Raw genomic sequence first — 13,296 nt, forward strand, 5'->3', positions numbered from 1 at the left:
TCGTCGGTCCGAAGCGTCACGAACGGCCGCCTCCCGCCGCGGAGGACGACCGTTCGCGACGCCTCGACAGCGTCGTGCGGGTCAGCGCGCGAGCAGCGCGCCGAGGCGTGTGCGCTCGGCGCGGAGGACGTCGACCAGGAGGGACCCCTCTGGCGCGGCGAGCCAGCGCTCCAGGGCGAGGTCGAAGAGGGCGGAGGCCGCGAGGGCGGCGAGGGCCGCGTCCCCCGGCGCGACTCCGGCGTCGACGAGAGCGGCGCGCATGCTCTCGGCGAGGGCGGCCGACTTCAGGAGCTCGCGCTCGCGCAGCTGCGGCTCGGAGCGCACGACGGCGCGGCGGGCGGAAATCTGAGCGCGCCAGGTCTGGAGGTCGCCCGAGGCGGCTGCCTCGAGGCCGTGCATCACGAGGTCCATCGGCGCGAGGCCGGCGGGGGCGCCGGCGAGCAGGCGGCCGACGATCTCGGGGAACTCGCGCTCGCGGAGGAAGAGGACGTCGCGCTTGTCGGCGAAGTGGCGGAAGAAGGTGCGGGTGGTGAGCCCGGCGCGCTCCGCGATCGCGGGGACGGTGGTGCCCGCGTAGCCGTGCTCGGCGAAGAGCTCCATCGCCGCCTGCTCGAGGCGGAGGGCGGCATCGGGGGCCCAGCGTGACATCCGCCCAGGATAGCTGACGACACGACGTGTCATCAGGAGTAGGGTGACGACACGTCCTGCCATCAGTTCCGACTGGAGCCGCCCGTGCCCGAGAACGCCGCCGCCCTGCTGACCGCCCCGCGGGCCGACCTCGTCGTCCGCCCCGCTCCGATGCCCGTCCCCGGTCCGGGGGAGGTCCTGCTACGCAACGGCGCCCTGGCCGTGAATCCGGTCGACGAGATGAAGCAGTGGACGGGCGATCTGATGTTCCGGTGGGTGCCGTACCCGGCGGTGCTCGGGGAGGACGTGGCGGGAGTGGTCGAGGCGGTCGGCCCTGGAGTGACGCGCTTCGCCGTCGGCGACCGGGTCGTCGCGTACGCGGTCGGGATGGAGCGCGGGCGGCGGAACCGCGACGAGGGCGCCTTCCAGGAGTACACGGTCGTGCGCGAGGACCTGGCGGCGCCGATCCCCGACCGGCTGGGCTTCGAGGAGGCGGCGGTGCTGCCGCTCGCGGTCTCGACGGCGGCGACGGCGCTGTTCCAGCGGGACCACCTCGCCCTGCCGCACCCGAGCGTCCCGGTCCGGCCGACGGGCAGGACGGTCGTGGTCTGGGGCGGGACGACGAGCGTGGGGAGCAACGCGATCCAGCTCGCCGTCGCCTCCGGGCACCGCGTGGCGACGACCGCGTCGCCCCGCAACCACGAGCGGATGCGCGAGCTGGGCGCCGAGATCGTGCTCGACTACCGCAGCCCCTCCGTCGTCGCCGACCTGGTGGCTGCGCTCGCGGGCCACGAGGTCGCGGGGGTGCTCGCGATCGGGACGGGTTCCGGTGCCCCGTCGGTGGCGGTGGCCGCGGGCACCGGAGCGCGACGGGTCGCCCTGGCCAGCCCCTCCGTCTCGTTCGGCTCGCTCCCGCGCCGACGCGGTGTCAGCGCCGCCTTCGTGCGGACGATGCTGCGCGTGGTCGGCGGCACCGCGGCGCTGAAGATCGCGGCCCGGCGCCGCGGCATCCGCGCCCGCTTCGTCTGGGGCGGCTCGCTGATGACGAACGAGGTGGGGCCGATGCTGTGGCGCGACCACCTGCCGGCGGCGCTCGCCGAGGGCCGTCACGTCTGCGCCCCGGCGCCCGAGGTGGTGGGTGAGGGGCTCGCCGCGCTGCAGCCCGCCCTCGACCGGCTGCACGAGGGTGTGTCGGCGGTGAAGCTGGTCGTCCGCCTCTGAGGGGCGGGTCGCCGCCGCCTGCCCCGCCGTGCCGCGGACCGGCCGCTCCGCCCGCAGCCGCTCCGCCCGAGCCGTGCCGCCGAGTGGCCGCAGCGCCGGAGCCTCGGTATCGTGGCGCGCTCCGACGCGACCCGAGGAGATCCCGTGATCCGCCGCACCGCCCCCGGAGCCGCCGCGCTCCTCCTGCTCGCCCTGACCGGCTGCTCCGCCGGGTCGTCGCCCGCGGCGTCCCCGTCCGCCACTCCGGAGCCCGTCGGCGGCCTCGGGGTCGCCGTCTCGGCGCTCTGCGAGCCCGGCTCCGATCCGCAGTGCGTCCCGGTCGGCGGGCAGGACGTCCTCGTCGATCCCGAGGACTTCACCCGCGCGGGCGTCGCCGCGGTCGAGGCCGATCCGAGCACGGGAGTCGTCGACGTCCGGTTCGACGAGGCGGGCGCCGCCCTCCTGCGCCGCGGCTCGCAGGCGGCCATCGACGAGGGGGCCGACGCCCGGCTCCTCCTCCGCGTGGGCGACCGGGTCGAGTCGGCGCTCTCCGTGATGCAGCCGATCGAGGGCGACACCGTGCAGATCGTTCCCGCGGAGGGCGACGCGCAGGGGCTGGTCGACCGGATCCTCGCCGGCTGACGCCCGCCTAGGATCGGCGCATGGCGAAGGGTTTCCGCACGGAGCGCACGCAGGCGCTCCTCCTCGCGCAGCCCTGGGCGCTCTCGCTGGTGAGCGCCGTCTTCGTGGCGGGGATGCTCTGGCTGGCGGCGGACGCGGGCTGGGATCTCGGCGCGGTCGTCGGCGGCGGACGCCGGCACGCGCCGCTGTGGCTGGTGCTCCTGCTCGGCCTGCCGCTGTTCGGCGCCGGAGTGGTGCTCGGCGCGGTCCGGCAGGTGCGGCTCCTGCGGCGGCCGGCGGCGCCGCCCGTCCCGAGTCCGGAGGCGGAGCGGCTGCGGCGCGAGGGCCCGGGCTGGCTCAGCCGGCGCGAGGACGAGCGAGCGGCGCAGGGCGGGACCGGGAGCGCGCAGGGCGGCACCGGCGGCATACCGGACGTGATCGGCAGCGCTCCCGACGGCACGGACGACCCGCGCGACGAGGCCCGCTGACCGCGCCTCAGAGGTGCAGCATCCCCCAGTCGATGATCACGGCCAGCGCCGTGTAGGCCGCGGCCACTGCTCCGACCGCCTTGCCCGCGCGGTCGAGGTCGGCCTGCGGGTCCGGACCGGCGTCGGCGACGACCCGGAGCAGCGCTCCGACCAGCGCGATCAGCGTGATCGCCAGGATCCAGACCTTGAGCGACGCGTGCGGATCGACATGCGCGAGCGTCAGCGCGACGACCGGCACCGCCACCACGAGCACCGACGCCAGCACCAGGAGGCAGCCGCGCCGGGTGAGGCCGGTCGGCCCGAAGGAGCCGCCGCGCATCCAGGCGCGCACGCGCTGCCTCCGCGACGCGGGCGGACCGCCGGCGGAGTCCGCGTCGGTCGAGGGCCCCCAGTCCTGCGCGGTCGTCATCGCGCGGTGCCGGAGCGGTCGGGAGTCGGGCTGGGCCGCATCGGGTCCTCCAGGAGACGAGGGGGCGCGTCGGACGGTGGTGCCGACCCCTCAGTCTCGGGAGCGCCTCCGGCAGCGGCAAGCGCCTCTTCCGGACATGTCCGGAAGAGGACGCTCAGGCCCGTCCCTGCAGGATCAGATTCCAGTACACCCACGGCAGGACGCGGCGGTCGGCGAGGTAGGTGAGGCGCCGCTCCTTCGCCAGGCCCGTCCAGAAGGGGACGGTCGGCTTCGGGCGGTAGCGGTCGTCGAACTCGGCGAACACCACGCTCGACCGCGAGACCACGAAGGGGCAGACGGAGTAGCCGTTGTACACGCGGGGGAGCGGGCGGCCCTTCTGCGCGGCGACGAGGTTCTTCGCGAGCGTGGTGGTCTGCTGGCGCAGCGCTCCTCCGGACTTCGAGTTGACCGTGGCCGCCGCGTCGCCGAGCGCCCATACGTCGGGGAACCGCGGGTGCCGCAGGGTCAGCAGGTCGACCTCGACGAAGCCGCCCTCGTCGCCCTCGGCGGCCAGTCCGGTGCCGGCCAGCCAGTCGGGGGCCGACTGCGGGGGCACGGCGTGCAGCACGTCGTACGACAGCGTCTCGCGCGGGCCGTCGGTCGAGCGCCGCGCGCGGTCGGGGCCGGGGAGGGCGGTCGCGCGCTCGTCGACGGCGAGGACGACCCTCCGCTCGGCCGCGTCGACCTCGACCAGCTCGCGGCCGTAGCGGACCTCGATCCCGTACTCCGCCACCTTCCGCTCGAGCTCGGAGTCGATCAGCGGCATCCCGAACAGGGTGGGGGTCGGCACGACGAGCACGACGCGGATGCGGTCGAGGACGCCGGTCGCGCGCCAGTAGTCGCAGGCGAGGTACATCGGCTTCTGCGAGGCGCCGGAGCAGGTGCCGGGGCCGCCGGGCTGCGTGAAGACGACGGTGCCGGAGCGGACCTCGCGGAGCACCTGCGACGCCTTGCGGGCGTACTCGTACTCGTAGTTGGACACTCCGAACGGCGAGTCCATCGCCTCCTGGAGCCCGGGGACCGCGGCCCAGTCCTTCTGGATCCCGGGGCAGACGACGAGCTGCCCGTAGCCGACGGTGCGGCCGGAGAGGAGGGTGACCGTGTGCGCGACCGGGTCGATCGTCTCGACGCGGTCCTGGATCCAGACGACCCCCTTCGGCGTCACCGAGCCCTGAGGCCGGGTCGCCGCGGAGGCGGGTGCGGTGCCGCCCGCGACGTGGGAGAGCATCGGCTGGTAGACGTGGGTCGACCGGGGCTCGATCACCGCGACGTCGTCCACTCCGGAGCGCCGCAGCCGTCCCGCGGTCGAGAGTCCGGCGTTGCCGCCGCCGATGATGAGGACGTCGTGGCGGGCCGCGCCGGGATCGGTCATGGCCTCACCCTAGGGGCGCGCCGGGCGAGCGGACGGGCTTGCGCAGACCCGCGGAAGGGGGGTGCGCTCGGAGTGCCCCGGGACGGTGATCCCGCACGGCCGCCCGGCTCGCGTCAGGCCGCCTCGAGCGCCTGGATCGCGGTCCTCGCGGTCGCGCAGGGGTAGGAGTCGTACCCGTCGTGGGCGTCGAAGGCGCGGCACTCGGCGCAGCGGAGCCGCACTCCGGCGCCGCCCTCGAGGACGCGCTCGGGGCGGTGCCCGTGCAGGATGACGGCGAGGCTCGCGACGAGGGGGTCGCTGCTCACCAGCGCGCTCCGCAGCGCCTCCGACCGGCGGCGGAGGTAGTCGTCCGCCACGGCGTCGATCGACTGCTCGGGGAGGTCCGGCTCGGGCCAGGAGGCGGGCCGCTCGACGGGCAGGTCGAGCTCGTCGAAGCCCATCGACCAGTCCGGGAAGCGGCGCTGCTCGTGCACGCTGGTCCAGACGGTGACCACTCCCTCGTGCCGCGGGTCGGCGAGGATCCGCGCGTAGAGCGAGCGCACGTCGGACTCCTCGCCCTCGAGCAGCTGCATCACGCGGCGGCCGCGGAAGACGAGCATCCCCGAGACGCCGTGCTCGACGTTGTTGCGGCGGCTCGTCTCGAGCAGCCGGCGGATCTCCCCCGAGCCCAGGTCGCGGTCGAGGGTGCTGACGTAGACGACGGTGAAGACGAGGGAGTCGCGCCGCGGCGAGTGCTCGACGAGGTGGAGCGTCGCGGGGGAGTGGGCGCCGGTCTCGGGGTCCATCAGGGCCGCGACCTCCGGGAACTCGAGCCAGATCAGGTCCTCCGGAGCGCTCGGCTCCACGGCGGTGACCGCCGGGACCGCGTCCAGCCACTGCGTCCGCTGGCGGAGGTCGGCGGCGACCGCCTTCTCGTCGAGCCCGGGCAGGAGGCCTGCGGCGCCGGAGACGAAGAGGCTCGTCGCGGAGTTGAGCAGCAGCGTCACGACCGTCGCGTGGCCGTCGCCGCCGAGCACGGGGAGCTCGACACTGTCGGTGCGGCCGTGGGCGGCGAGCCCGGAGGCGTAGGAGACGAGTGCGTCGGCGACCGCGTCCCCCACCTGGAAGGTCGCGCCGGCGTACTGGATCTGCTTCATGGCTCCACGATGCGCCTGCGGCGGATCCGCGGGTAGGGGTACCGGTGCCGAGTGGAGCGTGCAGGGGTCGCGGCTACTCCCGCCCGAGGAGCACGGAGCGGCGGGACCGCGCCCAGTCGGCCGTCGAGCGGGCCGGCGTCCCCGTGATCCGCTCGACCTCGTCGGTGAGCACGTCGACGCCGTCCAGGCCGCGGCGGGCGACGACGCCGAACTGCCGGCGGAGCCCCTCCGCCTGCCACGCGGACATGCCGGCGAGGCGCAGGAGCCCAGCGAACACGCGGCTGGGCAGGTGCAGGTAGCGGACGCGCCGCCCCAGGCCCGCGGTCAGCTCGCGGGCGGCGCCGGGTCCGTCGAGCAGGGCCGGTCCGGTGAGGACGGGCTCCGCGCCGGCGTGCCCTCCCGCCTCGAGGACGTGCGCGGCGACCCGGGCGATGTCGGCGGTGTCGATCCACGGGATGACGCCGCGCCCCATCGTCTGCGGGAGCAGGCCGCGCGAGATCGCGGGCGCCGAGGGCTCGAGGTTCGTCAGGAAGCCCGAGGCGTGGAGGATCGTCGCGGGCAGCCCGGAGGCGCGCACCCGCTCGTCGGTCCGCCAGATCGCGCGGCCCCAGGGGAGCGGCGAGTGCTCGGCCGCATCGCCGCCGGAGAGCTGCACGAGCGCGCGGACGCCCGCCTCCTGGGCGGCACGGACGGCGGTGGCGCCGTGCTCGGCCTGGCGCGGGGTGGCGGCGGTGACCAGGAAGAGCTGGTCGGTGCCCCGGAGGGCGGCGGTCAGTGCGGCCCCGTCGCCGAGGTCGGCGATCCGCGCGTCGAGGCCGCGGGCCGCGAGGGCCGCCGCCTGCTCGGGCCGACGGACGATCGCGCGGACGGGCGCGCCGGCCGCCACGAGCCGCTCGAATGTCTTGCCGCCGACGTCGCCGGTGACTCCGGTGATCGCGATCACGTCGCTCATGATTCCTCCCAGGTATCAACTAGCTGATACTCGAAGACTACGCCGCTACGCTCGGTCCATGTCCTCGGAGTTCTCCCTGACCCGCGACGACGTCGACGCGATCGCCGCCTGGACGGTCATCCGCGCCGCCCGCGACCTGGCGAGGCGGGTCGGCGACGCGCTCGCGCCGGCCGGGCTCAGCCCGGTCGAGTTCGGCGTGCTGGCGCAGCTCTCGGCGGCCGACGGGCTGACGCAGGCCGACCTCGCCCGCGCCGTCGGCGTCCGCCCGCAGAGCATGACCGCCCTGGTCGCCGGGCTGGCGGAGCGGGGCCTGCTCGACCGGGGCGCCGAGCGCGGCCGCGGCCGTCACTCCCGGATCGCCCTGACCCCGGCGGGGCGCGACCTCCTCGAGGCCGCCTACCCGCTCGTCCGGGCGGGCAACGCCTGGTTCGGCGGCGAGGAGCGCGCGGACGCCGTCGCGACCGCGCTGCGCCCGCTGCTCGGCGGGCAGGCGGGCCGGGGGCACGAGGTCCCCTGAGTGGAGCGGGCGAGGTGGCTCGGCGGCGGGAGGGGCGGCTCCTCCTCCGAGCGCTCGTGCACACCCGGCCCCCTCGCGGGTGCCACCGGTACCCTGGTGCGGTGCCCCTGACCCTCCCTCCGCTGAGCCGCGCCCGCGCGCGCGCCGCCGCGGCGTACCCGACCCGGCAGCTGCTGACCAAGCGCGCCTCGGGCACGAACGGATGGCTCAGCTCGTGGGGGACGAACGCGCACGGCGAGATCGCCGGCTGCCCGCCGCCGCGCGGCTGACCCGCGACCGCCCCTCCTCCGGAGCCCGCGGCCGCGTCCCCGCGCACACCCACCCCTCCGGACGGAACCCCTCATGCCGCACCAGCCCCTGCCCGCCGATCAGGCCCCCCACTCGATCTGGCGGGGACTCCGCCAGACCCTCCAGAAGGACACGGTCGGCGGAGCGTTCCTGCTCACCGCGACCCTCCTCGCCCTGATCGTCGCCAACAGCCCCGCGTCCGCGCTCTACAGCGCGGTCCGCGACTTCCGCTTCGGCCCCGAGGCCCTGCACCTCGAGCTGAGCGTCGGGTCGTGGGCGGCCGACGGCCTGCTCGCGATCTTCTTCTTCGTCGTCGGGCTCGAGCTCAAGGAGGAGTTCGTCGCCGGCAAGCTCCGCGACCCGAAGACGGCGCTCGTGCCGATCGTCGCGGCCGTCGGCGGCGTGGCCGTCCCCGCCCTGATCTTCACCGCGGTGAACCTGCCCCGCGGAGGAGCCGCGCTGGACGGCTGGGCGATCCCCGCCGCCACCGACATCGCCTTCGCCGTCGCGGTGATCGCCGTGGTCGGCCGGTTCCTCCCGCCGGCGCTGCGGACGTTCCTCCTCACGCTCGCCGTGGTGGACGACCTCATCGCGATCACGATCATCGCTGTCTTCTACACCGCCGGCATCGACGTGCTGATGCTCCTGCTCGCGCTGGTGCCGCTGGCGGTCTTCGCGGTCTGCGTGCAGCGCGGCGTGCGCGCCTGGTGGGTGCTGATCCCGCTCGGAGTGGCGACGTGGGCGCTCGTGCACGCCTCGGGCATCCACGCCACGGTCGCGGGCGTGCTGCTCGGCTTCACCGTGCCGGTCGTCGCGACGAAGCGCGCCCGGGTGCAGGTGGGGTCGGATGCGGAGGGGCGCCCGGTCTACGACGGCCTCGCCGCGCACTTCGCCGATCGCTGGAGCGTCCTCTCGACCGCGGTCGCGGTGCCGGTCTTCGCGTTCTTCTCGGCCGGAGTGACGGTCGGCGGAGTCGCGGGCCTGGTCGACTCGTTCCAGGACTCGATCGCCGTGGGCATCATCGCGGGCCTCGTGCTCGGCAAGCCGCTCGGCATCGCCGGGAGCACCTTCCTCCTGACCCGGTTCCGCGGCATCGGCCTGGATCCGTCGCTGCGCTGGGTGGACGTGATCGGCATGGCGTTCGCGGCCGGCATCGGATTCACGGTGTCGCTGCTCGTCGGCGAGCTCTCGTTCGGCGCGGGCAGCGAGTCCGACGACCACGTGAAGGTCGGCGTCCTGGCCGGCTCGTTCCTCGCGGCGGTGATCGGAGGCGCGATCCTCTCGGTCCGCAACCGCCACTACCGCCGCCTGCAGGGCTGACGCCCGGCGGGATCTCGCGGCGCCTGCTGCCCGGGCTGCTCGATCAGCACGCGCCTCCTGCTGGTCGAGCAGCCGTCGCAGGCGGCGCATCGAGATCCCGCGCGGCTCAGCCGTGCAGGCCGTGGACGACCGCGTGGCCGCGGCCGCGGGAGATGAGCAGGCGGTTCACCGGGGTCGTGACGACGAAGGCCAGGGCCAGGGCGCCGGCGAGCGAGCCCCAGAAGAGGCCGGACGAGAGGCCCGCGTCCATCGCTCCGGGGATCGCGAGCACCACCGTGTTGTCGACGACCTCCATCACGGCGATCGAGACGGTGTCGGCCGCCAGCGCGATGCCGACGGCGGCGCGCCACGTCACTCCGGAGCGGAGCACCCCCCGCAGCGTGAGCGCGTAGCCGAACACGAACGCGAGGACGATCGAGAGGGCAACCGTCGCCAGGGCGGGCAGACCCAGGGCGGAGCCGATCACCATGCCGAGGACCTCGCCGATCGCGCAGCCGGTCAGGCAGTGCAGGGTCGCGAGGGCGGCGGCGCGCCAGGTGGTCGGGTGGTGGTGGGCGTGGTCGGTCATGGTGTCTCCCCCGGTTCGGTCCACGGGAGTGCAACATACCCCCGGGGGGTATATTCCCGACCCGGCCGTCGGAGTCTCCTCCGGCTCCGCAGGCCCGCGAGCCGTTCGCCCGGGCGCGCTACCCTCGCCCCGTGCTCCTCCGAGCACCGCCCCTCGACACCAGGAGCCCCGATGGCCGCCCCCACCGTCCTCTTCGTCTGCATCCACAACGCCGGCCGCTCGCAGATGGCCGCCGGCTACCTCCGCGCCCTCTCCGGCGGCGCCGTCGAGGTCCGCTCCGGCGGCTCCGAGCCCGGCGACAGCATCAACCCGATCGCGATCGAGGCGATGGCGGAGGAGGGCATCGACATCTCGCAGGCCGTCCCGCAGCTGATGACCACCGAGCAGGTCCAGGCCTCCGACGTCGTGATCACGATGGGCTGCGGCGACGTCTGCCCCGTCTTCCCCGGCAAGCGCTACGAGGACTGGGACCTCGCCGACCCGAAGGGCCGACCGCTCGAGGAGGTCCGCTCGATCCGCGACGACATCAGGGCCCGCGTGCAGGCGCTCGTCGCGGAGCTGCTGCCCGCCTGAGCCGTTCGATCCCGTCCGGCCGCGTCAGCGTTCGGCGGGAGGCGGGAACGTCCGCCCGACCGGAGGCGAGACCGCCGGGAGCGCCGCGCGCGCCCGGTGCAGGAAGACGGCGGTCATGACGACCCGGGCGCGGGCCGGCGACGAGTCGAGCGGGCCGATCAGCTCCTCGATCCGCGCGAGCCGGTCGTAGAGGGTCTGCCGGCCGATGCCGAGCGCGGCCGCCGTCGCCGTCTTGCTCCCCCACAGCGACGCGAAGGCCTCGAGGGTGGCGAGCAGCTCGCCGCGCTGGGCGCGCAGGGGCCCGAGCACCTCCTCGACGAGGTCGTCCGCCTCCGGATCGTCCTGCAGAGAGCTCGCGAACCGCTCCAGGCGGTACTGGCGCGAGTCGACGACTCCGCCTGCGGGCGCCCACTCGAGCGCGCCGCGCACCTCCGCCAGCTCCCGGGGCACCCGCTCCTGCCCGCCGAGCCCGCTTCCGACGCAGAGCAGAGCGTCCGAGTCGAGGGCGGCGCCGAGGCGCAGGAGCTCCGTCCGGCCCTCCTCCATCGCGGCGGCGGTGGCGAACGGCAGCAGCGCCAGCAGCTCGGAGCCGACCACGCAGAGCACCGGGCCGGGATCCGCTCCCGCGCCCGTCAGGAGGCGGAGCAGAGCGCGGAGCCGCCGGTCGTCGTGACCGGTGTCGGCCCGGACGCCGAGGTAGCGCTCCCGGGATCCGGCGCCGAGGCGGCCGAGGAAGGCGTCGATCTGGAGGTCGGCCGCCGGGTCCGCGCGCTCGACGGATGCGATCGCGAAGAGCTGGGCGGTCAGCCGCTCGGTGACCGACGGCGGGCGGTGCCGGAGCACGGCGATCGCGAGGACGTCCGGCGCCCGGTCGAGCGCGACGGCGACGGCGTGGAGGTCGGCGTCGGCGTGGGCCCGCAGATGCAGGGTGCCCAAAAGGGAATCGCCCGCGTGCAGCACGTTCGAGAACGTCCCGGCCGTCGGCTCCGTGTCGACGCCCGGCCCGGGCGAGGCGCGGGCGATCTCGTCGCCCGTGAGCGAGACGAGCGAGGCGGAGGCGCCCGTCGCGGAGGCGACGACCTGCAGGAGCTCGTCGACACCGGCGTCCCCGGAGGCCGCGTCGGCCAGCAGACCGGACACTCTGTCCGCCAGTCGGATGCTCCGGAACTTCTGCTCGGTGAGGTGGGTGTTGATGCTCTCGCAGACCTGCACGAAGGGGACGCGCCGGGGCAGGGCGAGCACGGGGAGGCCGAGCTCGTCGGCCGCCGCGACGATCGGCGGCGGCACCGCGGGCAGGCGCGGCGAGAGCTCGAGAGCGAGGGCGCCGACTCCCGCATCCACCAGAGACCGCACGTACTCGCGGCACTCCGCCGGGTCCTGGTCGGTCGAGAGGAGCGCGCCCTCCATCAGGAGCAGCTCGCCTCCGAGGAGGAGGGGCGCGATGTCGAGCTGCTCGCTCGTGTGGGCCCAGCGGATCACGGCGCGCTCGGCGGCCGCGTGCCCGGCGGCCACCACCGGGAGCATGGCGGCGAGGCGCGGATCCCGCATCGCGTCCGACAGCAGGTAGGCCATACAGAACGTCCTCTCCCGTCATGGCGAATTTACACGCGGACGCGCCGCCCGAAACGGGTCCGCACGAGAGTGGAGCCTCACCGGGCGCCCCGCCCTCCCCTTCATCCCCCTCCCCGAGAGGATCCGCCATGAGCACCGACACCCTGCACGGCACCGCCGACGCCGAGGACGCGCTGAGTCCCCTGCCCGACTCCCGGCGCACCGCCCGGCTCGACGGGCAGTTCTGGATCTGGGCCGGCGCCAACATCGCCCCCATCAACTGGGTGCTCGGCGCCCTCGGCGTGAACATGGGCCTCGGCCTGGCGGACACCGTCACCGTCCTCGTGCTCGGCAACGTCGTCGGGATGGCGGTGTTCGGCTTCTTCGTCCTCCTCGGGCAGCGGACGGGGGCGACCGGGATGCTCGTGGGACGGGCGATCTTCGGCCGGCGCGGCAACTACGTCCCGGCCGCGATCCAGGCCGTGGTCGTGATCGGCTGGTGCGCCATCAACACCTGGATCGTCCTCGACCTGGTCATCGCGCTCCTCGGCTCCGTCGGCGTCGTCGACCCGGAGCAGGCGAACGTCGGCTGGAAGATCGCGGTGGCGGCGGTGATCATGGCGGTGCAGGTCGCGATCTCCTTCCTCGGCTACCGCGCGATCGCCGCCTTCGAGCGCTGGACCGTGCCGCCGACCCTCCTGGTGCTGGCGATCATGTCGGTCGTCGCCTGGTTCTTCCTCGACATCGACTGGTCCTACGCCGGCCCCGCGGAGGGCGCGCTCACCGGAGGCGACCGCATCGCGGCCATGTCCATCGTGATGACCGCCATCGGCATCGGCTGGGGCCTCACCTGGCTCGCCTACGCCGGCGACTACTCCCGCTTCGTCGGACCCCGCTCCTCGAAGCGGGGGCTCTACCTCGCCAGCGTCCTCGGCCAGTTCATCCCGGTGGTCTGGCTCGGCGTCCTCGGCGCGACCCTCGCGACGAAGAACGGCTCCGTGGATCCCGGGGAGCTGATCGTCGAGAACTTCGGCGCCCTCGCGATCCCCGTGCTGCTCCTGGTGGTGCACGGTCCGATCGCGACCAACGTCCTCAACATCTACTCGTTCGGCATGGCGACCCAGGCCCTCGACATCCGGCTCGGGCGCCGCGCGCTCAGCCTCATCGTCGGCGTGCTGGCCTTCGCGGCCGCGGTGTTCTTCGTCTTCCAGGACGACCTCGCCACCACGCTCGACGCGTGGCTGGTCGGCCTCGTCGGCTGGGTCGCCCCCTGGGGTGCGATCGTGCTGGTGCACTACACCGTGTTCGAGCCGCGCGTCCGCTCCTTCGGGCACCTGTTCGCCCCGGTCGGCTCGCCGCTGCTGCCGGACGTCCGCTGGCGGGCGCTGCTCTCCTTCGCGATCGGCGCGACCCTGACCTGGCTGTTCATGAACGGCTCGGTGCCCGCCCTGCAGGGTCCGGCCGCGACCGCCCTCGGCGGCGTCGACGTCTCGTGGCTCGCGGGCGGAGTCTCGGCCGGCATCGCCTACCTCCTGCTCGGCCGGGACGCTCCCGCCTGGGTCGAGCGCCGGGAGTCGGCCGCGCCGGTCGCCGCGGAGCCCGAGCCCGTCCGCGGCTGAGCCCGAGCCCCTCCGC

Annotated in this window: 15 protein-coding genes; 8 read left to right on the forward strand and 7 right to left on the reverse strand. The window is 74.9% G+C overall.

Features of this window, described 5'->3' with window-relative positions; all coding sequences use genetic code 11:
* Positions 1–81: 81 nt before the first annotated feature.
* Positions 82–648, reverse strand: coding sequence for a TetR/AcrR family transcriptional regulator (locus C5C69_RS08450; protein ID WP_181068389.1), 567 nt, complete (start codon positions 646–648; stop codon positions 82–84).
* An 84-nt stretch (positions 649–732) separates the two neighbouring features.
* Here C5C69_RS08450 and C5C69_RS08455 point away from each other — a divergent pair, with 84 nt between their 5' ends.
* From C5C69_RS08455 to C5C69_RS08465, 3 genes are all read left to right on the forward strand, one after another.
* Positions 733–1,848 carry a zinc-binding alcohol dehydrogenase family protein gene (locus C5C69_RS08455; protein ID WP_104257738.1) on the forward strand — a complete coding sequence of 372 codons (1,116 nt, stop codon included), beginning with the start codon at positions 733–735 and terminating at the stop codon, positions 1,846–1,848.
* Positions 1,849–1,992: 144 nt separating this feature from the next.
* A complete protein-coding gene (locus tag C5C69_RS08460; RefSeq protein WP_104234350.1) occupies positions 1,993–2,469 on the forward strand; it encodes a hypothetical protein in 477 nt (158 codons plus the stop codon).
* Positions 2,470–2,489: 20 nt separating this feature from the next.
* Positions 2,490–2,936 carry a hypothetical protein gene (locus tag C5C69_RS08465; protein WP_104234351.1) on the forward strand — a complete coding sequence of 149 codons (447 nt, stop codon included), beginning with the start codon at positions 2,490–2,492 and terminating at the stop codon, positions 2,934–2,936.
* 7 nt (positions 2,937–2,943) lie between these two features.
* Here the strand turns inward: C5C69_RS08465 and C5C69_RS08470 are convergent, their stop codons facing one another.
* The 4 genes from C5C69_RS08470 to C5C69_RS08485 form a co-directional block, all read right to left on the reverse strand.
* Positions 2,944–3,345 (reverse strand): hypothetical protein, encoded by a 402-nt coding sequence (locus tag C5C69_RS08470; RefSeq protein WP_104226999.1) that lies wholly within the window; start codon positions 3,343–3,345, stop codon positions 2,944–2,946.
* 154 nt (positions 3,346–3,499) lie between these two features.
* Entirely contained in the window at positions 3,500–4,756 is a 1,257-nt protein-coding gene (locus C5C69_RS08475) for an NAD(P)/FAD-dependent oxidoreductase (protein WP_104257739.1), read from the reverse strand.
* Between the two features lie 113 nt (positions 4,757–4,869).
* Positions 4,870–5,892 (reverse strand): BLUF domain-containing protein, encoded by a 1,023-nt coding sequence (locus C5C69_RS08480; RefSeq protein ID WP_104257740.1) that lies wholly within the window; start codon positions 5,890–5,892, stop codon positions 4,870–4,872.
* A 73-nt stretch (positions 5,893–5,965) separates the two neighbouring features.
* Complete coding sequence (locus C5C69_RS08485) at positions 5,966–6,844, reverse strand: NAD(P)H-binding protein (protein WP_104257741.1); 879 nt, start codon at positions 6,842–6,844, stop codon at positions 5,966–5,968.
* Positions 6,845–6,902: 58 nt separating this feature from the next.
* On the opposite strand from C5C69_RS08485, the gene C5C69_RS08490 reads away from it, so the two are divergent.
* The 3 genes from C5C69_RS08490 (at position 6,903) to nhaA (ending at position 8,969) form a co-directional block, all read left to right on the forward strand.
* Entirely contained in the window at positions 6,903–7,361 is a 459-nt protein-coding gene (locus C5C69_RS08490; protein ID WP_181068090.1) for a MarR family winged helix-turn-helix transcriptional regulator, read from the forward strand.
* Between the two features lie 101 nt (positions 7,362–7,462).
* Positions 7,463–7,630, forward strand: coding sequence for a hypothetical protein (locus C5C69_RS16955; protein ID WP_181027217.1), 168 nt, complete (start codon positions 7,463–7,465; stop codon positions 7,628–7,630).
* Between the two features lie 73 nt (positions 7,631–7,703).
* On the forward strand, positions 7,704–8,969 hold the full coding sequence (nhaA, locus tag C5C69_RS08495) for a Na+/H+ antiporter NhaA (RefSeq protein WP_104234356.1): 1,266 nt from the start codon (positions 7,704–7,706) through the stop codon (positions 8,967–8,969).
* 106 nt (positions 8,970–9,075) lie between these two features.
* Here the strand turns inward: nhaA and C5C69_RS08500 are convergent, their stop codons facing one another.
* Positions 9,076–9,537: a DUF4396 domain-containing protein gene (locus tag C5C69_RS08500; RefSeq protein ID WP_104234357.1), complete on the reverse strand. Its 462-nt coding sequence runs from the start codon at positions 9,535–9,537 to the stop codon at positions 9,076–9,078.
* 171 nt (positions 9,538–9,708) lie between these two features.
* Between C5C69_RS08500 and C5C69_RS08505 the strand changes: the two genes are divergently transcribed.
* The gene (locus tag C5C69_RS08505; protein ID WP_104222419.1) at positions 9,709–10,110 is read left to right on the forward strand and encodes an arsenate reductase ArsC; all 402 of its coding nucleotides are present in this window, start codon (positions 9,709–9,711) and stop codon (positions 10,108–10,110) included.
* Between the two features lie 24 nt (positions 10,111–10,134).
* Here C5C69_RS08505 and C5C69_RS08510 read toward each other — a convergent pair whose 3' ends face one another.
* A complete protein-coding gene (locus tag C5C69_RS08510; protein ID WP_104257743.1) occupies positions 10,135–11,682 on the reverse strand; it encodes a PucR family transcriptional regulator in 1,548 nt (515 codons plus the stop codon).
* A gap of 128 nt (positions 11,683–11,810) precedes the next feature.
* Between C5C69_RS08510 and C5C69_RS08515 the strand changes: the two genes are divergently transcribed.
* Positions 11,811–13,280: a cytosine permease gene (locus C5C69_RS08515; RefSeq protein ID WP_104234359.1), complete on the forward strand. Its 1,470-nt coding sequence runs from the start codon at positions 11,811–11,813 to the stop codon at positions 13,278–13,280.
* Positions 13,281–13,296: the final 16 nt, after the last annotated feature.

Source organism: Rathayibacter sp. AY1C7, from assembly GCF_002931865.1.
GTDB lineage: Bacteria > Actinomycetota > Actinomycetes > Actinomycetales > Microbacteriaceae > Rathayibacter.